The organism is Phaeobacter sp. NW0010-22, from assembly GCF_040365955.1.
Taxonomy (GTDB): Bacteria; Pseudomonadota; Alphaproteobacteria; order Rhodobacterales; family Rhodobacteraceae; genus OMPR01.
Genome location: NZ_BAABWT010000004.1, coordinates 286,075 through 312,261, shown reverse-complemented (window position 1 = coordinate 312,261; position 26,187 = coordinate 286,075). Strand labels below are relative to the sequence as shown.

The following is a 26,187-nucleotide window of genomic DNA, read 5'->3' as shown; positions in this document are numbered from 1 at the left end:
TTTTCAAATTTCAACACGCCAACAACACAGTATCGGCGTGCATGTTATGAATTAGATACAACCTTAGATTGTTCAGTCAACCGATATTGATTTCGACCTGAGGCGACTTAACCGGAAAGCCTGCGCGCAAAATGGCTCGAACAAGCACAGGGGCCACAAGGTGGGTTGCGCCCGCTCCAAAGGCCGATATTTTCTAGGCAACAATAAGGGGCTCCTCATGTCACATCTTAATCGTCGCACCTATTTACTGTGTGCTGGCGCCGCGTTTACCCTTGCTGCATGTGGCGGGAAATCCGAACCTGCCTCCAAAGCGGCCCCCGAGGGCCCACCACTTTATCCCAATGAAACACCCGAATTGCGCAAGTCGATCAACTATTGGGCCGACCACTATGAGCTGCCGCGCGAGCTGGTGCACAAACTGGCTATCCGGGAAAGCACCCACCGCCCATGGGCGGTCAATCGCCCATACTACGGCCTGCTTCAGATCCTGCCAGCGACTGCCCGCTCTATGGGTTTCCGGGGTAAACCAAACGATCTGCTAAATGCAGATACAAATCTGGAATTTGCGGGGAAATATTTGCGTGGGGCGTGGCTCTTAGCAGATGGCGACCAAAGCAGAGCCATCCGCCTCTATGCATCGGGATATTACTACGAAGCCAAGAGACGCGGTATGTTGGTCGAAACAGGTCTGGTGCGGCCAACATTACAATGATTTGCAACCAGCAGAGGCGATAATTCCGCCCCTACTGGTCAAAGGTAAGCTTAGTCCTCAGAAGACATGACTTTCCAGATGGCAGCCCCAATTGCTGCCCCGATGAGGGGTGCAACCCAGAACAACCACAACTGCGACAAAGCAGGGCCCTCTGCGAAGAGAGCGACCCCGGTAGAGCGCGCCGGATTAACCGACGTATTGGTAACCGGGATTGTAACCAAGTGGATCAACGTCAAGCCCAGACCAATCGCAATCGGTGCAAACCCTGCAGGGACACCAGACGACGTTGCACCCAAAATGATGATCAAGAAGAACGCAGTCATAACAACTTCGATGATCAGTCCGGACATCATGGAATAGCCTTGTGGCGATGCTTCGCCATATCCATTCGTGGCGAATCCCCCGACACCAGTGAACCCTTCGCCCCCTGAAACGATCAAATAGAGGACAACCGCCCCGCCAATTGCCCCGACAACCTGTGCCACCCAGTAAGGTAACAATTCTTTTGCGTCGTGGCGCCCGGCGATAACCAGTCCCAACGTAACGGCGGGATTAAAGTGCCCTCCGGAAATTCCCCCAACAGCATAAGCCATTGTGAGCACCGTCAAACCAAACGCGAGGCTTACACCCAGCCAGCCAATCCCAACGTCAGCGACGCCAGCGGCCAAAACAGCACTGCCACAGCCCCCGAGCACGAGCCAAAAGGTTCCTACAAATTCAGCCATCAGTTTGTTCATCATTTACACTCCTCCCAAAGCGGTATCACTATGGTAGCACCATTTTTGTAAATTTGCTGAAGGATAACGCACACCGTTGACCAATCTTGGATCTTCGTTGCGTTCATGCCAGCATACGCGCTGTGATTTTTTAACATAAACACGGCATTCCAAGACGCTGTTTAAAAACCGTTTTCCTAACCACGGCTATGACCTGCAAAAATTCCGTTACGTCACCTCACAACCAAAGCACGAAAATATTGATTACTATTACCCATTAGGTCAATGTTTCGCGCGTAACTTAGGCGAATGAAGCGTAGCCCGTTCCACCTCTGGGCGACATAATGGACAGCTCTGTTTTCCAGGGCGAAAGTGTATTTAGTAAAAGGTAGTAACATGGAAACAGTCGATACCCTCGTTGGGCAACGCATACGCGCAAAACGCTTGTCTGCCGGCATGAGCCAGGCAGAGCTAGGACGTGCAATCGGTGTCCGGTTTCAGCAGGTTCAAAAGTATGAATCTGGTGTAAACCGAGTCAGCGCATCACGACTCTGGGCCATTGCCGAAGTGCTTGATGTACATGTTAGCCACTTTTTTGAAGGCATCCGCCCCTCAAAAACAGGTACGATTGATGGTTCCGCCCCTCCCAAAGATGATCTAGACTTTCTAAAAGACCAGGATGCCATGGAACTGGTGTCCATCTATCGCGGCCTTCGAGCAACCCACCGGCATGCGGTTTTGTCCTTTGTGCGAAGTTTAACGCAGGATGACAAAAAAGAAGAGCTCAGCGCGGTAACCTGACCCAACCGGGCTGCTGCCCGAATGAGAGGTACGGAACGTGAATCTGATTGATCTTGGCACACTGCCGCAACCGGAAACTCAGTATACTGAGTTTCTTCGGCAAGTTTGCGAGCGATTTGAAATGGATCACGCGGCGTATGCGGGCCTGAACCCATGGGAAGGCACCATTCACGGGCATGTGACTTACAAGGATGATTGGAAAGATCATTACACCCAAGAGGGTTTTCATCTGATTGATCCGACACTTCACATGACCCAACGCAGCATCGCACCGGTTGATTGGGTCCGCCTAGAACGCAACGAAGACTTCAAACGGGTTTTTCGGGATGCCAACGATTTTGGACTATGCGACCAAGGTCTGACAATCCCCGTTCGCGGACCTTACGGGGATGTTGGCCTGCTCAGTGTGACCAGAGACTGTAGTTCTCGGGAATGGGGCAAGTTAATTCCAAATGTGATCAGCGATCTGCAATCGATGGCCGTTCACATTCATGATTCAGTCATGGGATCAGAAGCGCTGAGCGGTATTTTGTATCACCCATCGCTTTCTTCGCGTGAAGCTGAAATCCTGCAATGGATAGCTGCCGGTAAATCGCAGCAGGATGTTGGCGACATTCTCTCCATTTCGCATCGAACCGTCGAGGTTCACCTTCGATCCAGTCGAGAGAAACTTTGTGCCTTGACGACAGCGCAAGCAGTTGGCAGAGCAATCGGCATCGGCCTAATTGTGCCCAGCTAACCTCAAAATAGACCCAACTACGGGAATTCCCCAATAGTCCTCGGCCCCAAGTTAAGTAACGATTGGTTAAACACACCACTCGTAGGGGGACACTATGATTATTGTAATCGACTCATTGAACAAACACATGTTCACAGAGGTTCTTGACGAAATGTTTCGTCTGAGGGCTCGCGTTTTTGGGGATCGCTTGGGCTGGGATGTCAACATTGTTGACGGCAAGGAAATTGACGAATTTGATCACCTTGATCCTGCTTTTGTCGTGGGGCTGGACGACGAGGGGCACGTCGTAGCAGCAGTTCGCGCACTTCAAACGACAGGTCCGCACATGTTGTCGGACGTTTTTCATGACATTCTAGATGGCGAGGCACCACTTCGCAGTGCAACTGTTTGGGAATCTACGCGGTTTTGCGTCGACACTCAGCGGCTCAATCGCGGGAAATCCAAGAACTCAGTCTCTTATGCCACGTGTGAGCTGATGATCGGCTCGCTGGAATATGCCCGCCGTGCCGGCATACAGGACATCATCACCGTCATTGACCCGATCATGGATCGCGTTCTCAAACGCTCGAACAATGCCCCTTACGGGTACGTGGGCAAAACCGTTCCCATGGGTAAGGTCGCGGCTCTTGCAGCCATGCTTGATTGTTCCGAGGACCGCATTGATCGAGTTCGCGAATTTGCGGGTATCACCCATGACGTATTTCTAACCGAGGAAGAAGCGTTGAAAGTTTTTTCGAAATCCCACCCAATCACCACCGAGGTCCAAGACCAACCTACCCCTGCAAATCAGGACACTAAGCCTCTGACCATGCTCGAAAAATACTTTGCTGAGCAAATGCAGGCGGCCCAGTCTGAGGAAGATGTACAAGCGGTTCTTAAGCTGATCGAAGCGGTATCCGCGACAAATTCCCCAACACAACGTCAAGTGCTCTCACAGGTTCCACAAGCGCTCACAAACGAAGCCTGACACACACCAAAACCACTCACGAACGATCCACTCACGAAAAGAGCCGCCCCTTGGGGCGGCTCTACTCTTTTGGAAAAACGACTGCGCCGGTTTGAACCGGCGCTTTCGCTTAAGTCTTATTCTTCTTCCAGCGCTTCAACAGCCTTCTGAAGGTCGTCTTTGCTCACCTCTTTGTTCGAAACTTGAGCCAGTTCGAAAACATAATCGACAACTTTGTCTTCAAAGATAGGCGCGCGCATCTGCTGCTGCATCTGAGCGTTCTGCTGAACGAACTCAAAGAACTGGCGTTCTTGACCAGGGTACTGACGCGCCTGGTTCATGATCGCCTGAGTCATTTCCGCGTCAGTCACTTCGACTTCGGCTTTCTGACCAAGCTCTGCCAGCAACAAGCCTAGACGAACGCGACGCTCGGCCAGTTTTGTGTGCTCTTCTTTGGTTTCGATTTCGGGGTGATCGTGACCCTCAACTTCGGGGTTTTCTTCGTGCCACAGCTGGTGAGCGATTTGACCCGCTTCAGCTTCGACCAAAGACACAGGCAGTTCAAACGACACTTTGTCGTCCAATGCGTCAAGCAAAGCACGCTTTTGAACAGCGCGTGCTGCACCCGCGTATTCCGCTTCCAGACGCTCAGAAATCTGCGATTTCAATGCGGCCAGATCTTCGGCGCCGAACTTGGTTGCCAGCTCGTCGTTGATTTCCGCAGCAACAGGCGACTTCACCTCTTTGATGGTGCAGGTGAACACGGCTTCTTTACCGGCCAGATGCTCGGCCTGATACTCTTCGGGGAAAGAAACGGTGCAATCTTTGACGTCTTCGGCTTTCACACCAACCAGCTGCTCTTCAAAACCGGGGATGAAAGAGTTCGAGCCCAGTACCAGCGGGTAATCTTCGGCTGCGCCGCCTTCGAACGCTTCACCGTCAACCTTGCCAAGGAAATCCATGACAACCTGATCACCGTCCTGAGCCGCTTCGCCTGCGTCACGCGCAGCAAAATCCTGTGCGGTTTCTGCCAGGTTGGCCAACGCTTCGTCGACAGCTTCGTCTTCGGCTTTAACAACCATTTTCTCGAGCGAAATGGACTTCAGGTCAACTTCAGGGATCTCGGGCAGCGCTTCATAAGACATGGAAACGTTAACGTCGTCGCCTTCTTTCCAGTCGTCGTCGGTCATTTTGACGTCGGGCTGCATGGCGGGGCGGTCACCGGTTTCTTCGAAATGTGCGTTCATTGCACCATCGATGGTTTCCTGCATCGCTTCGCCCAGCACGCGCTGACCAAACTGCTTTTTCAGCATCGACATTGGCACTTTGCCTTTGCGGAAGCCTTTCATTTCAACTTCGGGCTGCGCCTCGACCAGCTTTTCGTTTACTTTTTCGTCCAGCTCGGCCGCAGTCACGGTAATGGAATAGCCGCGCTTCAGACCTTCGTTCAGCGTCTCGGTAACCTGCATCTGTTAGTCCCCATAGGATTCGGGGCGCGCAAATCAGGCGCGCCGGGCAAATTTGACGCCTTCTATTTGCCCAGCCCCGTCGGCGCAAGGGGCATTGCTACAGTTGAGGCAGTTTGCGCCGACAATTGCACGTTTCAAACAAAAACACGCCCTGCAAGCAGGGCGTGTTTCCACAATTCACAAAGGGGTGTGCCTTAGAATTTCCAGCGCGCACCAAACAGAATCGAACTCGCATCTTGGTAAGCAACAGTTGGGTCGCTCAGCTCATATTCACGGTAGCCGAGATAAACCTGTGTGCTAATGCTATCGATATCTTGGTTTACACCGATACCCATCGACTTGGATTTCCGTCCAACAAGTCCAAAATCGTTCCCGTTGTAGTAATCAATCGCAAACGATGTTTCCCCAAAATCAAAGAACGTAGCGTCGTAGCCTGCCTTGATATAGGTATAATCACCGTCGTTCTTTCTTGAACCTGCGGCAAAGGCGAAGTTCAACCCTGACTGCAGCCGGACTGCAGCCGAACCAAAGGTATCCTCAGTTTTGGTGCCATTCGCAAGATCACGGCGCGAGAAACCCAAAGCACCCGTGACTTTGGTACCGCCAAAATCATTCGCATACTTCAATGCAGCGTCGTAGTAGTCATCACTGTTCGTTTGAGACAGGATTTCCTGTCCAGCGGCAACAGAAACGGTGAACCCGCTAAAGGTTGGGCTATCATAACGAACACGGCCGCGACGGCCTCCGTCTAAGCTGGATATTACATCGCCAATTGTGACTGTCGAAAGAGCGCCCGTCGATGTACGGAACGCGAAACTACCTGCGGTGTCACTGATACCGACATACGTCGTCATGCCTGTTCCGCTGAAATCACTTTCAGCCACGCCGTCTGTCGCCATCGAACCTTGACCGACGTAAATCTTACCATAGGAATTGGTGTCGAACGCGAAATCAATGTGACGGAGGTTCGAGCGTGACCAGCTGACCCCGTCCGGCGTAGTATTGATAGTTACTGCATCAGACGAGCGCAGACCAAATGCTGTTTCAAATTTGAAACTAAACGATCCTTGATCATAAGGCTGCAACAGCAACAAGCCGACGCGGCTGTTCGAGTTCGCGTTATCCACGAAAGTGCTCTTTGATTGAGCACCATCATCGAAATACTGGTAGGCAGGAGAGAACTGACCATAGATCTTTACTGATCCACCGCTTTGGTTCTCATATTTCAGTTCCGCTGCTGCAGGAGCAGCAAATCCAACAGCTGCCAGAGCAAGTGCGGAAGTAATTTTGGTTTGTAGTGTCATAATTTTCACCATGAGGAGTTCTGGTTACAACGTGTATTTGAGATGGAAACACTGTGGCAATCTTCCAGAGTGAGACCCAAGCACGACCCTAACAATGGTTTTTGGGTCACACTTCAAAAATTCGATCGTCCCAAAAGACCTGTTTTTTATGGCTTTTGGGTATTTTCAAAATCCCCACCCAAAGGGGTTCAAGGAAAAAATCAAGCCAACGCATGCACCTAGCCAATACCAGCCATGCACTTTTCACATCTACTCTTGTGATGAGCCTACCATGTCAGCAACCTTTGAGCAATTTATTGCTGATCACAGTCAATTTAGTGGGGTTTCCCGCCACAAGGCAAAGCAGAGTTTTTCATAACCCCTATGTAATTGCGACCAGGGTATAGGTAATGGGGAAAAAAGCGCTTTGAGAACCATCTACTCCAACGGATGATTTGAATTGCCTTGGAGCAGATTGCAGGGACACCCAAACCGTTTTGCAACCGATGCGTTTGACTGAATATCACTAAGGCAGGGCATCTTTGACACTTGATTGGATAGCAGATGCTTCTGCATCGGGGCTCAGCGCAATAGATTGGGCATCAGGCATGCCAAGGCCCTTCAAAACCAAGTCTCTGTAAGAGTTAAGGTACTTATTCAGTTATTCGGATACGGCATGCATGCCCTCAAACCAGCAGGCAGCCCCTAATCCAAAGTTACCGCTGCCGCCCTCTACGCCCGCAGACAGCCAGTTTCAGCAATTCGCAAGGGCGTCTGCCAAAACCTTGTGAACAGCATCGCGCGGCACATCTGCCGTCACAAACGCCTGCCCGATCCCCTTGGCCAGGATAAACCGGAGCTGACCATCCACTACTTTTTTGTCTTGCGCCATGAGCTCTACCAGATGGTCTGCATCTGGCAGATCCCCAGCGATGTCCGATAGATCGGTTTTCATTCCCATAGCTTTCAAATGAGCCCGCACACGGCTTGGATCTTCTTGACTGCACAGTCCAAGACGCGACGACAATTCAAACGCCAGCGCACAGCCAATGGCGACCCCTTCGCCATGAAGCAATCGATCAGAAAAACCGGTCGCGGCTTCCAATGCGTGGCAGAACGTATGGCCCAGGTTCAACAGCGCACGATCCCCCTGCTCTGTCTCGTCACGGACAACAATGTCTGCCTTCATCTGAACGGATCGGGTTACGGCCTCGACCCGCTTGGCCATGTCGCCAGCCGCCAACGCAGGGCCTTGCGCCTCGAGCCAGTCAAAGAACTCGGAATCGCCTAACAAACCGTATTTGACCACTTCGCCGTAGCCAGCAAGGAAATCGCGCGCAGCCAACGTGCCCAGAACCGAGGTATCCGCCAAAACATGTGATGGTTGATGAAACGCCCCGATCAGGTTCTTCCCTTGCGGGGCATTGATCCCAGTCTTTCCCCCGACCGAGCTGTCAACCTGCGCCAACAGCGACGTCGGTATCTGAACAAACCGGACGCCACGCCGCAAAACAGCCGCCGCAAATCCAGTGAGATCCCCGATCACACCACCGCCAAAGGCAACGACAACATCGCGCCGTTCGATCTTTTGCTCCAACAGCCATTCAACCGTTCGGGTGAACTGCGGCCAGCCCTTGGTCGACTCGCCCGCCGGCAGGCTTAGCGACATCATATCGATGCCCGCGTCCGACAATCCCGCCCGCAATGTTTCCAGATGCAACGCCGCGACTGTCTCATCCGTCACAACCGCAACACGCGGGCGCACTAAAAACGGAGCAATCCGGGCGCCAGCATCGACCAACAGGTCTGGACCGATTTCAACATCATAGGCGCGATCACCCAACGCAACATGCACAGTTTGCAGCATTTACTCTGTTCCCAAGACATCAGGGCGGGCTTGCAATGCCTCAATCACCCGATCCACCATTTCTTCGATTGAGGCGTCCCCATCCGAGGCAACCGCCACACCCGCTTCGGCATAAAATGGGACGCGCGCATCATACAGCCCCGCCAATGTCGCACGTGGGTTCTCAGTCCGCAGCAAAGGGCGCGTATCTTTGTGGCGCACGCGCTGCCACAAAACATCCAGATCCGCCTTGAGCCAAACCGCAACGCCACGCTCTGAAATCATGCGGCGATTGTCCTGGGACAGAAACGCGCCGCCGCCCGTAGACAACACGCCACGCTCTTCATCCAGAAGACGCCCGATCACCTGACTTTCCTTCAAACGAAAGAAAGGTTCGCCATCGCGTTCAAAGATTTCCGGGATCGACATATTGGCCGCCGATTCGATTTCAGCATCGCTATCCAGAAACGGAACGTCCAACCGCGCAGCCAATGCCCGACCGACAGCGGTTTTTCCGGCCCCCATCATACCAACCATAACTATGGTTTTCCTGACTTTCAGCCCGGAGTGCGTAGGGTTATGTGCTGGGGTATGCTCAATTTCGCTCATTCCACCGTGAATGACGTGATCTTAGGAAAAAGGCCAGTTATAACTTGGTCAAAAGAACAAATTGAGGCACTGCACCATGATAAGCCGTCTGATCAAATTTCTAGTGTATCTTGTATGTTTATGCGTGATTGGGCTTGTGTTTTATGCCTATGTCGGCCCGTTCTTCGGGGTGGATTTTTCTGCCCAACAGAGCGAGGTGCGCCTTCCGGTGACCCTGAATGCCGATTAGACACCTGATCTTTGCACTTTTTCTACCTGTTACGGCTTGGGCTCAAAGTCCCTTGTCTGAAATCGAATGGCTCGACGAACCCAGCCCAGTCAGGTTGCCAGGTACCGTCCTGTTAGAACCGCCGGTGACGCAGACCGGACTGGGACCCGAGATCGACGTAAGCCCTCTCGAAGCCCTGCCCCCGCTTTTAGGGCTTGTTTCGCCTTCGGTGACTGGGCTGCCGATTGATCTGTGGCGCGGCAGCGCCCCTGCGCGGTTAGAGGCGCTGATATCTACGGTCTCTGTCCGGCAAAACCCGGCAATGCAGACCCTTTTGTATACGCTGTTGTTGTCTGAAACACGTGCCCCTGTGGGGTCCGGGGATCAACTGTTGCTCGCCCGACTTGATCGGCTGATGGCGCTCGGCGCAACAGATCCGGCGCAGGCTTTGCTCCAATTGGCAGGCCCGACCGATACTCAAGATCGGTTCCAGCGCTGGTTTGATGCAACCCTGTTGACGGGCGACGAAGATCGCGCCTGTGCAGCCCTGACCGCGGCCCCTCACCTCACGCTGGATTACGCGGCACAGATTTTCTGCAAAGCGCGCCGCGGTGACTGGCAATCTGCGCTTTTGACCCTCGAAGCGGCCCATGCTTTGGATCTGTTGCCTGCAGACGAGCTCGCCTTGCTGGACAGATTTCTCAGCCCTGACATCTATGATGGCGCACCACCCTTGCCGCAGGCATCGCGCCCTGACCCACTGACATTTCGATTGTTCGAAACCATTGGCGAACGCCTGCCAACCGCCTCGCTTCCGCGCGCTTTTGCAACGGCTGATCTACGCGACATTGCCGGATGGAAAGCACAACTCGAAGCCGCGGAACGTCTGACACGCGTCGGGGCCCTGACACCAAACCACCTTCTTGGTCTTTACACGGAACGCCGCGCCGCCGCTTCAGGCGGTGTTTGGGATCGTGTGCGAGCCGTGCAACAGTTTGAAACAGCTCTGCAAACAGGCAGCGAAGCCGCCATATCCAAAACGCTTACACCTGTCTGGGAGGCGATGAAGGCGGTGAACCTCGAGGTCCCCTTTGCGGATCTCTTTGCAGACCAGCTTGGGCCTCATTCCTTCAACGATGCCGAAATTGCCGAACTGGTTTGGAAAATCCGCCTGCTCTCGCCCGCTTACGAAGACGCCGCGCGTACACCGCTCGTGAACACTCGCGAGAACGCATTTCTGGCCGCCCTCGCTATGGGGGAACCGAACACAGCGCGCCCCTCTTCGCCCCTTGCCCGTGCCGTCGCAGATGGGTTTAACCCCCAAACCCCGATCCCTCAGGAACTTACCGAGATGATCCAAGATGGCCGTCTTGGCGAAGCCATTCTTGAATCCATGGCTCTTTTTGCCAATGGGGCTAAGGGAAATCATGGCGATCTGACATCAGCCTTTGCCACGTTTCGCCACGTAGGCCTCGAGGACATGTCACGTCGTGCAGCCCTGCAATTGTTGCTTTTGGAACGGAATTGACCTGATGAGCGGCCCCGCCACACATGACCTCTGGATCTCATCCTTTCTAGAAGCTCAGGCTGCTGAACTAGGGGCTGCCACCAATACGCTCTTGGCCTATGGCCGCGATCTACAAGATTTTTCTGGCTGGCTTGTTCACAACAACCAGACCTTTGACAGCGCAAGCCAAGACGAGGTCGAAGCCTATCTGATCAGTTGTGACTCTCAGGGTTTAGCCAAATCCACACGTGCGCGCAGACTGTCCGCAATCAAGCAAATCTATCGCTTTGCATTTGAAGAAAGCTGGCGAGAGGACAATCCGGCCATTCAGATCAAAGGGCCCGGCCGCGAAAAGAAACTCCCCCAGACGTTGGACGTGCTTGAGGTGGATCGGCTCTTGGACGCAGCACGGCAATCAGGGCGCAATATTCGGGACCGTCTACGCAACACCTGCATGATGGAACTGCTCTATGCCACCGGAATGCGGGTGAGCGAACTCGTCTCCTTGCCGGTGTCGTCGGCACGTGGGGATCCGCGCATGTTGCTGGTATTGGGCAAAGGCGGCAAGGAACGTATGGTTCCGCTCTCTCCACCCGCGCGCGCGGCCCTCGAAGCGTGGGTTGCAGAACGCGATCTGATGCAGGAAGAGGCCGCTGCAAATGGCCTGCCAAATTCTAAGTACCTATTCCCGTCGCGCGGAAAATCCGGTTTCCTTACCCGGCATCGGTTTTATCTATTGATCAAAGAGTTCGCGGTGTCCGGCGGAGTTTCCCCAAACAAGGTGACTCCGCACACTTTGCGCCATGCCTTTGCCACGCACCTGTTGGCAAACGGTGCGGATTTGCGATCAATTCAGACTCTGTTGGGTCATGTTGATGTGGCAACAACCGAAATCTACACTCATGTTTTAGAGGAACGCCTGGCGGAATTGGTTCTTGAACATCATCCGATGGCAAAAGATCCCCCAAAAGACAAGGGCTAAGCCCTTGATCCGCAGTCTTGCCATGCTCATAACAGAGATAGCTTTAAGGACAAGATCGGCCCAATGGACCCTACCACCTCTATGATCGACAGCACATTCTGGATAACAACAGGTTCAATCCTGTTGCTGCTTGTTTTGTCTGGATTTTTCTCTGGCTCCGAAACCGCGTTGACGGCAGCCTCTCGGGGCAAACTGCGCACGCAGGCCGACAAAGGCTCGCGCGGGGCGCAAAAGGCGCTGGACATCACCGAAGACAACGAGCGTCTGATCGGGTCCGTCTTGCTGGGCAACAACTTGGTCAACATCCTGTCCGCCTCCCTCGCGACGGCCCTGTTTACGCGCTTGTTTGGGGAAAGCGGTATCGCCTTGGCAACGCTTGTGATGACCCTGCTTGTGCTGGTCTTTGCCGAAGTGCTGCCAAAAACCTATGCCATCATCCACGCCGAAAAAGCAGCCGCAGCCGTGGCGCCAATCATCGGGGTGATCGTCACTCTGTTTTCCCCCATCGTTGCCGCCGTCCGCTTTTTGGTGCGCGGTGTGCTCAGCCTGTTTGGCGTCAAGATCGATGCAGACAGCCACATGCTCGCCGTGCGTGAAGAGATTGCTGGCGCTTTGCATCTGGGGCACTCCGAAGGGATCGTTGAAAAAGAAGATCGCGACCGAATTCTGGGCGCATTGGACCTGAGCGATCGCGCCATCGAAGAGATCATGCTGCACCGTTCAAACATCGAAATGATCGATGCAAATGCCGATCCTCAAACCATCCTGCAGCAATGTTTGCAAAGCCCGCACACGCGCTTGCCCGTCTTCCGGGATGAACCTGAAAACATCATTGGTGTTGTTCACGCAAAAGACTTGTTCCGCTCGATGTATGCACAGGTTGGCGGTGCCGAAGGCGATACCAATAGGTTGATGGCCTTTGATATTTCCAAGGTGTCCAACCCCCCGTATTTTGTACCCGAAACCACGACGCTCGATGATCAGATGCGTGAGTTTTTGCGCATTCGCAGCCATTTTGCCTTGGTCGTGGACGAATATGGCTCATTGCAAGGCTTGATAACGCTTGAGGATATCCTCGAAGAGATCGTGGGTGAAATCACCGACGAATTTGACCCCGCCGCCGAGATGCAGGTCAAGAAAACCGATGACGGTCAGTTTCTGGTCGACGGCGCAATGACCATTCGTGACCTCAACCGTGCAACGGATTGGTCGCTGCCGGATGACGAGGCCAACACCGTGGCCGGATTGGTGATCCACGAGGCGCAGATGATCCCCACCGTGGGTCAGGTCTTTGCCTTTCACGGCTTCCGCTTTGAGGTTGTCACCCGTGAAGGGAACCGCGTCACCGGCCTGCGCATTCGCCCCCTCTAATGTGGTTTTCCAAGAACAGAAAGCCACGCCTGCACCGCCTTTAGGCGGTAGCGGGACACTGGGATTCTGGCTCCGGATTGTGTCAACAGCTCGTGACCTCGCAGTTCGATCACTTCCTGTCTCGCCACCCAATATGAACGATGCGTTTGAATACCGTCCGACAGCAAGACCTGCCCTAATAGATCTTTCATACGCGCCCGCAGCCGCACAGTGCCCATCGTGGTGTTGATGATAAGATAATGGTCTTCGTTACGGACCAGTTTCAAACTGTCTATGGGCAAGCTTCGCCCGTTCAACCGAATGAACCGAACCTCGGCGTTCGTCTTCTCACGATGCCTTGCCAGTTGGAACTGTGGATACAACCACAAAAACGCGGTCATCTCGCTCAGATGGGCCGCGACCAGGCTCTTGAGAAAAGTATGTTCCAACAAGGTCTCCCCTTGTTCGGGTTCCACACTCCCCGGGACTGCAGGAAACCAGGACGCAAACACCGTAAGTGCAAAAACCAAAGGCCCTGTTGCAAGAACCAAGGGCAGCGGCACAGATGTCAGCTTGCTCCAAAGGAAATACGGGACGGCGACCCAATGCGGTAGCAGCAATACATAAAGACAAATGCAACCCGCCCAGTACAAAGCGCGCACAGCAACGCCAGCGACCCCGCCAATGGTCTGCGCATCCCCCCAGACCATAACAAACATCAAAATTGCGAACAAAAACAGCATGTTCAGGCTTCTTATAAAGGCGTTCAATTCACGTATCGTGAAATACACAACCTTCCCATTCGTGAGCATAACGCGGTATTCGCGACTATCTTCTTTCTTCATGACAACTCTCAAGGCGAAACTATTACACCTTCAGAGCCGATGGTTTTCCTAAGCAAAAAACGCGCGGCCTCTCTGGGTCGGTCAGAGTCGCTAAGTGTGTTTTTTTGAGTCACGATTCAATGGGGACACTGGCCGCAGTTTTCCCCCACGCATTCTAAATGTAGCGGGAAAATGAGCCCCCGGAACCCCTTGTCAGGAGCACCGGGGGCTAACCCCGCAAACCAAACAATCACGCCACTCTGGATTCCTGTTGCGACATGTTTTGTCGGAAACGGATGTGCGCCCCCCATCGTTTCAGGGAACGGTACGGGCAAACAAGGAGGGAATTCATGAAAACCACCACGCGTGTGGCCGTCATTGGCGGCGGTGTTGTCGGCTGCTCAGTTCTGTACCATTTGACCAAACTTGGATGGTCAGACGTGATGCTGCTTGAACGCTCAGAGCTGACATCAGGCTCAACCTGGCACGCAGCAGGCGGTTTTCATACTCTCAACGGCGACACCAATATGGCGGCGCTTCAGGGCTACACCATCCGGCTCTATAAAGAACTCGAAGAGATCACTGGCATGTCCTGTGGCTTGCACCATGTGGGCGGTGTGACACTCGCCGACAATCAAGATCGATTTGACATGCTGCTAGCGGAACGCGCCAAGCATCGGTTCATGGGGCTTGAGACTGAAATCGTCGGGCCCGAAGAAATCAAAAAGATTGCACCTGTCACCAACACAGATGACATTATTGGGGGTCTTTACGATCCTTTGGATGGGCACTTGGACCCATCGGGCACCACACACGCCTACGCCAAAGCCGCGCGTATGGGTGGGGCGACAATCGAAACCCACTGTATGGTTCAGGAAACCAACCAGCGCCCGGATGGGACTTGGGATGTTGTCACCAACAAGGGCACAATTCACGCCGAACACATTGTAAATGCTGGTGGCCTGTGGGCCCGCGAAGTTGGGGCAATGGCCGGGATCTATTTTCCACTTCACCCAATGGAACACCAATATCTGGTCACAGATAACATCCCTGAAATCGAAGCAATCATTGATGGCGGCGGCGAACACCCCCACGTCATGGATCCAGCGGGCGAAAGCTATCTGCGCCAAGAAGGCCGCGGCCTGTGCATCGGCTTCTATGAACAGCCCTGCAAACCTTGGGCTGTGGATGGAACCCCGTGGAATTTCGGGCACGAATTGCTGCCGGATGATTTTGACAAAATCACCGACAGCATTGAATTTGCATATGAACGGTTTCCTGTATTGGCCACGGCTGGTGTTAAATCTGTGATCCATGGCCCCTTCACCTTTGCACCTGATGGCAACCCGCTCGTTGGCCCGGTTCCGGGAGTGCGAAACTATTGGTCCGCCTGTGGTGTGATGGCCGGGTTCAGCCAAGGCGGCGGCGTTGGCCTGACATTGGCGCAATGGATGATCGACGGAGAACCCGAACGAGATGTCTTTGCGATGGACGTCGCCCGGTTTGGCGACTGGATCGGCCCCGGCTACACCCGTCCCAAGGTTATCGAAAACTATCAAAAACGCTTCTCGGTCTCTTATCCAAACGAAGAACTGCCGGCCGCGCGTCCCAACCGCACAACCCCAATGTTCGACACCTTCAGCAATCTGGGCGCCGTCTGGGGCCAGCAATTCGGGCTTGAGGTCGCGAACTATTTCGCGCAGGGCGATGAGCCAACATATGAAACACCGTCATTCCGCCGCTCCGACGCCTTTGAGGCCACTGCCCGCGAAGTACGCGGCGTTCGCGAAGCTGTCGGCATCAACGAAGTACACAATTTTGGCAAATACCTGATCAAAGGCGCAGGCGCACGCGCTTGGCTGGATCTGATCATGGCTGGGCGCATGCCCAAGCCGGGGCGCTTGTCTCTCACCCCTATGTTGTCGCCAAAGGGCAAGCTGATCGGGGATTTCACCGTCTCTTGTCTCAGCGAAACCGAGTTCCAGCTCACCGCCTCTTATGGCAGTCAGGCGTTCCACTACCGCTGGCTTCTGCAACATGCAGATGACAGTGTAAGCGTCGAAAATATAAGCGATAAACGGAATGGATTTCAGATCGCAGGGCCCAAAGCCGCCGCCGTCCTGTCGGCCTGTACACATGCAGATCTGAGCGACTTCAAATTCCTGGATGTCCGGCGCATGACCATAGGCATGACCGACTGTATCGTTCAGCGCGTGAGCTATACCGGCGATCTGGGGTACGAGATCTACTGTGATCCGATGGCCCAACGAAACCTATGGGAAACACTTTGGGCGGCAGGAAAGCCCCATGGAATGGTGCCGTTTGGGATGCGCGCGATGATGTCTCTGCGACTTGATAAGTTCTTTGGCTCTTGGATGGCTGAATTTTCGCCTGATTACACCGCAGCAGAAACAGGATTGGATCGATTCATTTCGTTCAAGAAAAACGTCGATTTCATCGGTCGCGCCGCAGCAGAAGAAGAACGCGCCAATGGCACGGATCGCAAGCTGGTCGCCTTTGAGGTCGATGCAAACGACGCGGACGTCAATGCCTACGAACCCATCTGGCTCGAGGGCAAAGTGGTTGGGTTCTGTACCTCTGGTGGGTATTCTCACTATGCGCAAAAATCTATCGCACAGGGGTTCCTGCCGACGGATCGCATCGCAGACGGGCTAGAGGTCGAGATCGAAATTTTGGGGGAAATGCGACAGGCCCGCGTTATATCGACCCCGTTATTTGATGTGGATGGAGCCCGCATGCGCGGGTAATTCACCCCAACATTTTCCGGGAGGGGGCAAAACCGCTCTACTCTCCCGGCGATATCCTCCCTAATGTGGCGGCATGATCCATATTCTGATCCTTGCCGCCGGCCAATCCTCACGGATGCGCGGGGGCGACAAACTGTTGGAACAGGTCGACGGTTCCGCCTGCCTGACCACGTTGGTACAACGCGCGTTGCAGAGCGGGCGACCGACCAGTGTTGTTGTCCCCGATCTGAACCACCCGCGCGCCAGTATCGCGCAAGGGGCCCGGCTTATCCCATCCCCCGATGCCCATTTGGGCATGGGCCATTCGATCAAGGCCGGCGTGACAGCCCTGCCCGAAAATGCAACCGCGGTAATGATCCTGCCCGGCGACATGCCAGATTTAACGGCCCAAGACATTCAGGTTTTGGCCGACACTTTTGATGCATCCCCTGAGATCGACATTCTACAGGCCGCCACCGAAGACGGCATTGCAGGTCACCCCATCATTTTCCGTTCAACCCTGTTTGACGACTTTCAAAATCTGACCGGAGACAAAGGCGCCTTTGCCATCCTGCAGAACAACAAAGAAAAGCGAAAACTACTTTCGCTGAAAGGGCAACGCGCAAGGTTGGATTTGGACACGCCCGAAGACTGGGCGAACTGGCGCCAGAAACGCAAAAGTCAGGACGCCGAAACGTCCTGACCCAGCCCGCGCACCCCGAAAGGCGCGGAAAAAGTGCTGCATAAGCGGGGTTAGACCGAGGCCCGGCGCTGATTACATCAGCAGGCGGGCTTCGTGTTTCTTAAGCGACCGGCGCGCTGCGGCATAGGCATCAAGCCCTTCACGGGTCTTCAGCTCTGGGAAGAGTTCAAAGATTTCCGTGCGTTGCGCGTTGCCCATACCGGCCAAGGTCTGATCCCCAGGCTGGAAGCTTTCGGTCCATGCACCGTCTGACAACACGACTTCGTGCTGATCGAACATAAAGTGCACGTAGGTCACATTCGAGACCTCAACCACATCGACACCTTCCAGACCAGTCAGGTGCTTGGCAGCAACCAAAACTTCGCGGTCTTCAAAGTACAGAGCCGTTTTGTCGTTGGCGACCAGAACGCGGTGGTTTGGACTGACCATCATGTCCCGCTCTGGCAGACCGTTGCCCAACGCGCCTTCGCGGATCAGGATCGGGTTCAGATGCGCGGCATGTGCCAGCTCTTTGGTATCAAGCTGACGCGTGCCAATCCATTTGATGTCCTGGATACCATTGTCACGGGTAATGACACGGTCCCCAACCTGCAGATCTTCGACACGACGCTCACCTTTCGGAGTGGCGATCAAAGTACCCGGAGTAAAGCAGGGAATGATTGCCTCAATCTCACGGAATTCAGAGGTCCCGGTTTCATCACCATCAGCGTCAAAGAACCGGACAATACCGTTCTCTGGGTTTCCAGCATCAAGCTCAACCGTCAGCGTACCACCTGGGTTTGCTGCTTCGGCTGCACCGCGCAGATCCAGTGTATCGATGTCCAGCCCATCGGCGTCTTCGCCACCAATAATGACTTCGCCTTGACCGATGTTCACAAAGGTATCGTCATCGCCCTGACCAGACAGAATGTCGCCACCATCATCTGCATCGTCATTGCTGCCGGAAATGGTATCATCACCATCACCACCAACCACGATGTCCCGACCTGCGCCACCATCTAGGCTATCGTCACCTGCGCCACCGTCGATTGCATCGCCGCCGCCGTCACCGTGTACAGTGTCGTCGCCGGTACCAGCAAAGATGACATCAGTATCGTCACGACCATGAACGCTATCGTTGCCATCGCCAGCAAGGATCACATCCTGCTCATCGACCAATGGGGCTACGGCGTCGTCACCATCGACCAGATCACCTTCGGGGTCACCTGTATAGCCAAGGTCGATCACATCATCGCCAGATGTACCTTCGACCACACCATCTACACCAAGTGTACCCGGTCCGCTCGGAGGGGCCGTGCCAGAGGTTGCATTAACTGGAGTCGGAGACCCAATGACCAGAACCCGTTCGATCTCAGAAAACTCTGCTGTACCTGCAACAGACAAGTCTGGGTTATAATAGGTGACCGTACCAGATTCCCCATCAGGATCGGTATCGTCATAATCAACTACGGCCAGGCCAGTTGCGATAACGGTATCAAAATCGTCACCACCTTCGCCACCTTCGATGGTGTCACCGATGCCAGCGCCGATCGTATCCCGATCATCGCCACCGAACAAAAGGTCTGCATTTTCACCGCCGAGCAGGACATCATTACCTGCTTCACCGTGAATTTCGTCCTCGCCATGCCGACCAAGGATGGTGTCATCTCCAGTACCACCAGAGAGCATGTCCTCGTCGATACCGCCGTCGATCCAGTCGTCGCCGCTGCCACCTACAATGGTATCATCGTCATCTTGGCCGTACAGGGTGTCATTACCCGCACCACCATCAATGTAGTCAAGACCGTTGGTCTGTTCGACATCCGCTGGTCCGTCAGTCCCATCATCGCGAATGTTCAACCGATCCGGGAAGGATGGGTCCAGCCCGCCGTAGACCATATCGTCGCCGTCACCAGCGTCGATCGAGTCCGCGCCTTCGCCGCCAACGATCAGATCGTTGTCCGCTCCACCGGAAATGGTATCGTCGTCCAGACCGCCGTCAATGCTATCGTCACCAGTTCCACCTGTAATGACGTCAGCATCATCACCGGTCAAAATGATGTCGTTGCCAGCACCACCATCAACAGTGTCTCGGTCATCAAAGATATCGCCATCCGCGGGAACCGCAGGCAGGCCATCATACGAGGGGAAACCGCGATCTGGCAGATTGCTACCGATATCGCCGCCGGTGTTAATCACGTCATCGCCATCGCCGCCATCGACGCTGTCTGCGCCGTCACCGCCGTCGACCGTGTCGTCACCGCCACCACCGTAGATTTCGTCGTCGCCGTCACCACCTGTCAGGCTGTCATCGCCATCCGGGCCTGTGTCAGCATTAGCCACATCAAAGTACACATCGGTAAAGCTGACTTCGCTATCACCAGTGCCCACGACGCTATGGTCAACAACCACCCGACCAACTGGGCCAGGAATGGTGACCAGAATGGAATAGACAGAGTTGTCAGGGTTAGCGTGTCCGCCGTCACCCGTTGCAGTGTCATCTCCGGCCACACCATCGGAGTCGCTGAGTGTGACACCAATCCCACCGGCAACATTGACCGTGATCGGATCGCCGTTGGGAGCAAAGGCCTGAACCATCACTTGCCCATTGGCATCAACATCATTCACGCGGAACGATACATTCGAAACAGGGTCAGAAAACTCCAGCTGATAAGCGGCAGCGTCGGTTGGATCCACCAAATCAGAGTTTAGTGCGCTGTTGTCGTCAGCATCAGGTCCGCCTGTATCGATATTCGAGACAAACTGCTCCTGGGTCGAGAAATCGCTTCCAGCCGCAGGTGTCTCATCGAGAACAGAAAAAGTCACATCGACGGTGCCTGTGTTCTGAACAAAACCACCACTCAGGTCATCGCCATTGTCGACTTCGCCACCGTCATCTGGGTCAGGTGCCAGATCCCACTGGAAGGCTTCACGGGTTGCGCCGCTTGCTCCGCCGCCGGGCGCCGAACCATCGCCATACAACACATCATCGCCTGCTTCACCATCAACGGTGTCGCTGCCGCTGCCGGCATAAACAGTGTCGTCCCCTTCGCCAGCAGAAATGCTGTCATCCCCAGCACCGCCATCAACAACGTCATCATCTGGGCCATGCGTTGGATCGGTGGCGTCCCCACCATCAATTAAATCACCTTCGGGATCGCCAGTATAGGCAAGATCAATCACGTCGTCGCCAGCAGTACCGTCAACGATGCCATTGCCTTGACCCACTACGGGTTTGTCCAACACGGCAACATAGTCGATACCACCAGTGAACGGCTGATCAAAGTTATCGTCCGTTGCTTCACGACCACCGATAGCAAAGCTTTGCTCTGTATCTGTCGTCACATCCAAGGTCAGACCGGTTACGTCGCTTGACACAACTTCGGATGTGCCTTGGGTCTCGTTCTCGACCTGCAAATGGGGGCCTTTTTCTGCAGACCACGCATACACAACCTTGATGAAATCGCCGCCAGCGAAGAACCCGTCAGCCGTGCTGAGGGTCACCTCGTTGCCGCCATCCCGATGCTGCACTTCAACTGCACCATCGTTTGTGACACGAATTTCGAAGAAGCCGCTGTCTACACCGGTTCCGCCGCCGGGACCATCTGTGCCGTCGGCACTTTGCTCAACACCGCGGCTGACAACTGTATTTGTCTCTGAGCCATTGTCGCCAAAGGGGCGGAATCTCGTGACGATAGAGCCTTCGTCCAGGTCAAACTCCTGATCGTCTCCGTCGTCGACATCCAAGCGTCCTCTGCCTTCGGCCGAGCTGAACATCCAACCTGAGTCAAACGTTGGATCGTCTGCAGGTGTACCATCCTGGGCAATGCCATCACCAAGACCGGTATCATCGGTCTCAGCAGTTGGTCGGAAATCCCACAAGCCGATTACTTTGGCTGAATACGGGTTGTCAAAATTCGTCGCCATCACATTCTCCTTTTCGGCATACTGGATGCCGTCCCGCTTACATGCGGATCCCCCCACACACCGAGATGCACATGATGGTCTCACAGCAACCACAGCGTCCGCACATGCGACAAATGGAGAGAGAAATCCGCGCCCACGGTGGAGCACTCAGACAACTCTTATGAGCCGTCCGTTTGCGCAATCGTCACAATCAGCTTGGCAGCAGCTGCGCGAACACACATTTCTCTCGCATCGTCAGATGCAAATCGTTGTGGTCGCCCCCGTGACCAACAGACATCGCCCCCCAGTTGGGCTAATCTATAAATACCGGACCGTCCGATAGGGGCAAAGTGAAAAGACTCCTAAAATCGGCCAGACTTACAGCTTGTCAGCCAACCAATGCTTCGGAAGGCTCAACTACAATCCACCCATGGTTGTGCATTGTTTCAATTAAGGTAAAATATGTTTGTGTTTTTACTAAACCCAGTGGGGTTGAGCCTGCCTAAGCCCTAAGTGACGGCAAATACACCGTGTTTTTGTTTCCAATCAGTGAACAGTGAGATTCAAAACACAACCAAGAGGGACACCCCCGGTGCCCGTCATTATTTCGCCTCAGTTGGTCGCATTATTGGAACCAATCCGCGGATTTCGGGGGGATTTTGCAGGAATCACCGTACAATTTGCCCAATTTTCGTACGAATCAACTTCGAATTTGACCAAAATTTGCCGTTCAGATTCGCAACGCGCCTTGTGGGGTGCTCAAACGTACTCTGAGCCTGTCCCGAACTGGCCCCCTCCACTCGATCTCTCCTCGGTTCGGTTCTTCCCACTCTTCCAATGCACCCCAAGTTGAAGACTGCGCACGATTTCATTTTACTGCCCCACGCTGTCACGTTAGCTATTTTTCATTCCAAGGAGACTTCGATGGGCAACGTGACTGTTTTTTCGGCCAAAAAGATCATTACAATGGATCCTTCCAAACCAACCGCCACACATGTGGCCGTTCAGGATGGAAAAATCCTCGCCACCGGGGGACCCGATTGCGCAGATGCTTGGGGCCCTGTCGAACACGATAGCCGTCTTGCCCATACCACCCTGATGCCCGGATTTGTCGAAGGGCATGCCCATCTAATGGCCGGGGCCATGTGGAACTATGCCTATGCGGGCTATCATGATCGGATTGATCCCCAAGGGGACCTCCACCCCGGAATGACCGATCTGGATGCTGTCATTGCCAGCTTGCAATCCTTTGAACAGACCCTCCCCCCTGGTGAACCTTTGATCGGCTGGGGCTTTGATCCGATTTTCCTGCCCTCTGAGCGGATGAACCGGCATCATCTAGACACAATCAGCACCGACCGCCCAATTGTTATCATCTATTCCAACTTTCACCTGCTCTGTGCCAATACCAAAGCCCTAGAAATGGCCGGCTATTCGCGCGAGACAAACGTCGAAGGTGTCATCAAGGACAACAAAGGCGACCCAATTGGCGAGCTGCAGGAAATGGCAGCCATGTTCCCCGTGATGCGCCGCACCGGGGTCGACTTTCGCGGTCTCTCCCAAACCGAACAAGCGATCCGATCCTACGGCGACGTTTGCTGTCGTGCGGGTGTCACCACCGCAACAGATCTCTATTCCCATATGGAACAAGAGGACCTGTCCGTCCTGTTGTCCGTCACATCAGACCCGAGTTTCGGTCTGCGCCTTGTGCCAGCTTTGGGCGCCGCTGGCGGATCACCTGATGAACTGGCCCAACGCGCCTTATCCTTGCGTGCCGCGTCGACCGACAAATTGCGCCTCGGCGCGGTCAAGCTGATGACCGACGGCGCCATTCAAGGCTGGACCGCGCGCGTCAAATGGCCGGGCTATGTCGGCGGGCAACCCAACGGCATTTGGAACACCCCGCCCGAAACGATCTTTTCCTTGTGTGAATCCATGCAAAAACACGGGGTGCAGATGCATATTCATGTGAATGGGGATGAAGCCTCTTCTGTCACCTTAGATGCGCTCGAGTCAGCGGCCCGCAAACATCCCTGGGCAGGCGCACGCCATGTCCTGCAACATTGCCAACTGATGGGCCGGGATCAGTTTCGCCGCTGTGCGGATTTGAATGTCTGCACCAATATCTTTTCCAACCACATTTATTACTTTGGCGACCAGCACGTGGCGCTCACAATCGGCATAGATCGCGCCCACCGTATGGACGCCGCCCGCTCCGCTTTGGACGAAGGGTTGCGGATTGCCCTGCATTCCGACGCACCTGTCACGCCACTGGGTCCGCTCTTCACCGCTTGGTGTGCCGTGAACCGTCAGACCATGACCGGCCAAGTGCTGGGCGAAAACCAATGTATCACCGTGGACGAGGCGCTGTATGCCATCACGCTCGGCGCGGCCTATACCCTGAAACTGGACGCCGAAATCGGCAGCATCGAAACCGGTAAAACCGCAGACTTTGCCATTTTGGACCAAGACCCGACCGAGGTGGATCCCACAGCGCTCAAAGATGTTGGGGTGCTTGGCACCGTCTCTGGTGGGAATGTGCGCCTGCTATGACCCGCCTGCCCCTTACGGTGATCAGCGGCTATCTTGGCGCTGGCAAAACGACCCTGATCAACCGCCTGCTGGCCGAAGATCACGGCCTGCGTCTGCTGGTGATGGTCAACGATTTCGGCGCCATCAACATTGATGCGGCCCTGATCGAAACATCAGGCGATGATACCATCGCCCTGACCAATGGCTGTGTATGTTGCACCATGGGGGCCGATTTGTTCATGGCCTTGGGCGATGCGCTGGACCGCCGCCCCCGCCCTGACCATCTGGTGATCGAAGCCAGCGGCATCGCCGACCCCGCCGCCATTGCCAACGCCGCCAAAGCCGAACCAGAAATGTCATATGCCGGGATCGTCACGCTGATAGATGCCTTGAATTGCGCCGATCTGCTGACGGACGACTTGATCGCACCCCAAGTCGCGCAACAAATTCAAGCGGCCGATCTGAAACTGCTGACCAAGGGGCAAACCCCCTCTGATGATTTGCTTGCACAGCTCAGCGCACATTCCCTTGGCACCCCAATTCCACTCCCGGATGGGCCTTTGGCCCTGTTGGTGTTTGGGGTGACACCCCTGCCCAATTCCCGGCACACGACCTCACACCCTATATATGCACATTGGAACGACCCCGCGCCTGACCCGCTCAACCGTGCTCAAATTGAGACCAAAATCCGAAACCGACCCGATGGGCTGTATCGTGTCAAAGGGTTTGTTTCCGGCCCCGACGGGACATTCGAAATTCACTGTGTCGGCACCCACACAGAAATCCGCACCTCAGACGCACAAACCCAGGGAATTGTGGCGCTGGGCCTCGCAGATCGCATTTCTGCCGACCAAATCGCCACATGGTGGACCACATGACCCGCGACACGGCCCTGTCTCTATCAGACGACGCCTTTGAAACCGGAACGTTCTGGCAAGCCTTGGCAGATCTGGTTCGCATCCCATCCGAAAGCCAGAACCCTGACGCCGCCCCGCATCTGACCGACTACCTGACCGAACAGATCATCCCCCGCGCCAAACGGTTGGGCATGACCTGCACCCTGCTCCCCAACCCTATGGGCGGCGCGCCCTTTCTTTTGGCACAACGGATCGAAAACCCCACCTTGCCCACCGTCCTCTCCTACGGACACGGCGACGTCACACATGCCCAAAGCGCAGATTGGGATGATGGCCTGCCCCCGTTTGAACTGACCCACGTTGGCGATCGGGTCTATGGTCGTGGCACTGCAGACAACAAGGGCCAGCACCTGATCAATCTCACCGCCTTAGAAAGTGTTCTAACAACGCGCGGACACCTTGGCTTCAATTTCAAACTCCTGATGGAGATGGGCGAAGAAATCGGCTCGCCCGGTTTGGCTGACCTCTGTGAGACGGAACAAGACCGGCTGAAGGCTGACGTCTTGATCGCCTCAGATGGCCCCCGGCTAGACCCCGATACCCCAACCCTGTTTATGGGCGCACGCGGGGCGCTCAATTTCGATCTCAGCACTGATCTGCGACCCGGCGCGCATCATTCGGGCAATTGGGGTGGCCTGTTGGCCGATCCCGCAATGATCCTGTCACACGCGCTTGCAACGATCACCGACGCTCGCGGAGCGATACAAATACCCGAATGGCGCCCTGATTCACTGACCCAAAACATACGTTCAGTGCTTGCCGACCTGCCAGAGCCCAAAGGCGCAGACCCCGATTGGGGCGAACCAGACCTAAGCCCAGCAGAACGGGTCTTTGGCTGGAACGCGTTCTCTGTTCTGGCCCTGCATGCCGGAAAACCCGAGGCGCCTGTGAACGCCATCGCAGGACAGGCCCGCGCCACATGCCAGCTGCGGTTTGTGGTCGGCACACGGGTCCCGGACATTCTGCCCGCCCTGCGCCGCCACCTGGATCGAAACGGGTTCGAACGCGTGACCATCACCGAAACAGACGAAGACCCGTTCGAGGCCACCAGACTGGACCCCAACCACCCTTGGGCGCAATTTGCCATCACCTCAATCACCCGCACGGTTGGACGCAAACCCCATGTGCTGCCAAATCTTGGGGGTTCTCTGCCCAATGCGTGTTTTGCAGAAACCTTGGGATTACCCACAATCTGGGTGCCGCATTCCTATACCGGGTGTAATCAGCATGCCCCAAACGAACATGTGCTAGAGCAGACCTTTCGTCAGGCTGCACAAGTCATGACCGGCCTGTTCTGGGATATCGCAGAACATCCCCCAACAAAATAAAGCCAGATTAACAAACCTTAATCTGGCCATCAGCAAAGGCACAGATTGCTCCCTTAGGTTCCTCATCAACCCCGGAACAAGAC

19 protein-coding genes are annotated in these 26,187 nt (G+C 54.8%); 12 read left to right on the top strand and 7 right to left on the bottom strand.

Annotated elements, in window-relative coordinates; genetic code table 11:
- Window positions 1–217: 217 nt before the first annotated feature.
- A complete protein-coding gene (locus ABWV33_RS10910; protein ID WP_353330710.1) occupies window positions 218–712 on the top strand; it encodes a transglycosylase SLT domain-containing protein in 495 nt (164 codons plus the stop codon).
- 50 nt (window positions 713–762) lie between these two features.
- Here ABWV33_RS10910 and aqpZ read toward each other — a convergent pair whose 3' ends face one another.
- Window positions 763–1,452 carry an aquaporin Z gene (aqpZ, locus tag ABWV33_RS10905; RefSeq protein ID WP_164617487.1) on the bottom strand — a complete coding sequence of 230 codons (690 nt, stop codon included), beginning with the start codon at window positions 1,450–1,452 and terminating at the stop codon, window positions 763–765.
- 372 nt (window positions 1,453–1,824) lie between these two features.
- On the opposite strand from aqpZ, the gene ABWV33_RS10900 reads away from it, so the two are divergent.
- The 3 genes from ABWV33_RS10900 (at window position 1,825) to ABWV33_RS10890 (ending at window position 3,935) form a co-directional block, all read left to right on the top strand.
- Window positions 1,825–2,229, top strand: a complete 405-nt coding sequence (locus ABWV33_RS10900) for a helix-turn-helix domain-containing protein (RefSeq protein WP_113824427.1) — start codon at window positions 1,825–1,827, stop codon at window positions 2,227–2,229.
- 37 nt (window positions 2,230–2,266) lie between these two features.
- Window positions 2,267–2,968, top strand: a complete 702-nt coding sequence (locus tag ABWV33_RS10895) for an autoinducer binding domain-containing protein (protein ID WP_113824428.1) — start codon at window positions 2,267–2,269, stop codon at window positions 2,966–2,968.
- A gap of 94 nt (window positions 2,969–3,062) precedes the next feature.
- On the top strand, window positions 3,063–3,935 hold the full coding sequence (locus ABWV33_RS10890) for an acyl-homoserine-lactone synthase (protein WP_353330707.1): 873 nt from the start codon (window positions 3,063–3,065) through the stop codon (window positions 3,933–3,935).
- Window positions 3,936–4,051: 116 nt separating this feature from the next.
- On the opposite strand, the gene tig is transcribed toward ABWV33_RS10890, so the two are convergent.
- The 4 genes from tig to ABWV33_RS10870 form a co-directional block, all read right to left on the bottom strand.
- Window positions 4,052–5,383 (bottom strand): trigger factor, encoded by a 1,332-nt coding sequence (tig, locus tag ABWV33_RS10885; protein WP_113824430.1) that lies wholly within the window; start codon window positions 5,381–5,383, stop codon window positions 4,052–4,054.
- Between the two features lie 194 nt (window positions 5,384–5,577).
- Window positions 5,578–6,699 (bottom strand): porin, encoded by a 1,122-nt coding sequence (locus tag ABWV33_RS10880; RefSeq protein ID WP_113824431.1) that lies wholly within the window; start codon window positions 6,697–6,699, stop codon window positions 5,578–5,580.
- 721 nt (window positions 6,700–7,420) lie between these two features.
- Complete coding sequence (gene aroB, locus ABWV33_RS10875) at window positions 7,421–8,533, bottom strand: 3-dehydroquinate synthase (RefSeq protein WP_353330704.1); 1,113 nt, start codon at window positions 8,531–8,533, stop codon at window positions 7,421–7,423.
- Complete coding sequence (locus tag ABWV33_RS10870) at window positions 8,534–9,121, bottom strand: shikimate kinase (RefSeq protein ID WP_353330702.1); 588 nt, start codon at window positions 9,119–9,121, stop codon at window positions 8,534–8,536.
- Window positions 9,122–9,339: 218 nt separating this feature from the next.
- Between ABWV33_RS10870 and ABWV33_RS10865 the strand changes: the two genes are divergently transcribed.
- The 3 genes from ABWV33_RS10865 (at window position 9,340) to ABWV33_RS10855 (ending at window position 13,189) form a co-directional block, all read left to right on the top strand.
- A complete protein-coding gene (locus ABWV33_RS10865; protein ID WP_353330700.1) occupies window positions 9,340–10,857 on the top strand; it encodes a hypothetical protein in 1,518 nt (505 codons plus the stop codon).
- 4 nt (window positions 10,858–10,861) lie between these two features.
- Window positions 10,862–11,818, top strand: a complete 957-nt coding sequence (locus tag ABWV33_RS10860) for a site-specific tyrosine recombinase XerD (protein ID WP_353330698.1) — start codon at window positions 10,862–10,864, stop codon at window positions 11,816–11,818.
- Window positions 11,819–11,881: 63 nt separating this feature from the next.
- Complete coding sequence (locus tag ABWV33_RS10855) at window positions 11,882–13,189, top strand: HlyC/CorC family transporter (RefSeq protein ID WP_113824437.1); 1,308 nt, start codon at window positions 11,882–11,884, stop codon at window positions 13,187–13,189.
- Here the strand turns inward: ABWV33_RS10855 and ABWV33_RS10850 are convergent.
- Window positions 13,186–14,013: a LytTR family DNA-binding domain-containing protein gene (locus ABWV33_RS10850; protein WP_353330696.1), complete on the bottom strand. Its 828-nt coding sequence runs from the start codon at window positions 14,011–14,013 to the stop codon at window positions 13,186–13,188. The two genes, ABWV33_RS10855 and ABWV33_RS10850, sit on opposite strands and share 4 nt — an antisense overlap.
- 329 nt (window positions 14,014–14,342) lie before the next feature.
- Between ABWV33_RS10850 and ABWV33_RS10845 the strand changes: the two genes are divergently transcribed.
- Together ABWV33_RS10845 and ABWV33_RS10840 are read left to right on the top strand one after the other, a co-directional pair.
- On the top strand, window positions 14,343–16,760 hold the full coding sequence (locus ABWV33_RS10845; protein ID WP_353330694.1) for a GcvT family protein: 2,418 nt from the start codon (window positions 14,343–14,345) through the stop codon (window positions 16,758–16,760).
- A 73-nt stretch (window positions 16,761–16,833) separates the two neighbouring features.
- Window positions 16,834–17,442, top strand: coding sequence for a nucleotidyltransferase family protein (locus ABWV33_RS10840; protein ID WP_121997043.1), 609 nt, complete (start codon window positions 16,834–16,836; stop codon window positions 17,440–17,442).
- 72 nt (window positions 17,443–17,514) lie between these two features.
- Here ABWV33_RS10840 and ABWV33_RS10835 read toward each other — a convergent pair whose 3' ends face one another.
- Window positions 17,515–21,348 carry a Hint domain-containing protein gene (locus tag ABWV33_RS10835; protein ID WP_251134321.1) on the bottom strand — a complete coding sequence of 1,278 codons (3,834 nt, stop codon included), beginning with the start codon at window positions 21,346–21,348 and terminating at the stop codon, window positions 17,515–17,517.
- Between the two features lie 903 nt (window positions 21,349–22,251).
- Here ABWV33_RS10835 and ABWV33_RS10830 point away from each other — a divergent pair.
- Genes ABWV33_RS10830 through ABWV33_RS10820 form a run of 3 tightly spaced genes read left to right on the top strand, consistent with a single transcriptional unit; the run spans window position 22,252 to window position 26,104 of the window.
- On the top strand, window positions 22,252–23,880 hold the full coding sequence (locus tag ABWV33_RS10830) for an amidohydrolase (protein ID WP_353330692.1): 1,629 nt from the start codon (window positions 22,252–22,254) through the stop codon (window positions 23,878–23,880).
- Window positions 23,877–24,737 carry a CobW family GTP-binding protein gene (locus ABWV33_RS10825; RefSeq protein WP_353330690.1) on the top strand — a complete coding sequence of 287 codons (861 nt, stop codon included), beginning with the start codon at window positions 23,877–23,879 and terminating at the stop codon, window positions 24,735–24,737. Before ABWV33_RS10830 ends, ABWV33_RS10825 begins: the two co-directional genes overlap by 4 nt.
- Window positions 24,734–26,104, top strand: a complete 1,371-nt coding sequence (locus ABWV33_RS10820) for a M20 family metallopeptidase (RefSeq protein WP_353330688.1) — start codon at window positions 24,734–24,736, stop codon at window positions 26,102–26,104. The genes ABWV33_RS10825 and ABWV33_RS10820 overlap by 4 nt, the downstream gene beginning before the upstream one ends.
- The last annotated feature ends 83 nt before the right edge of the window (window positions 26,105–26,187 follow it).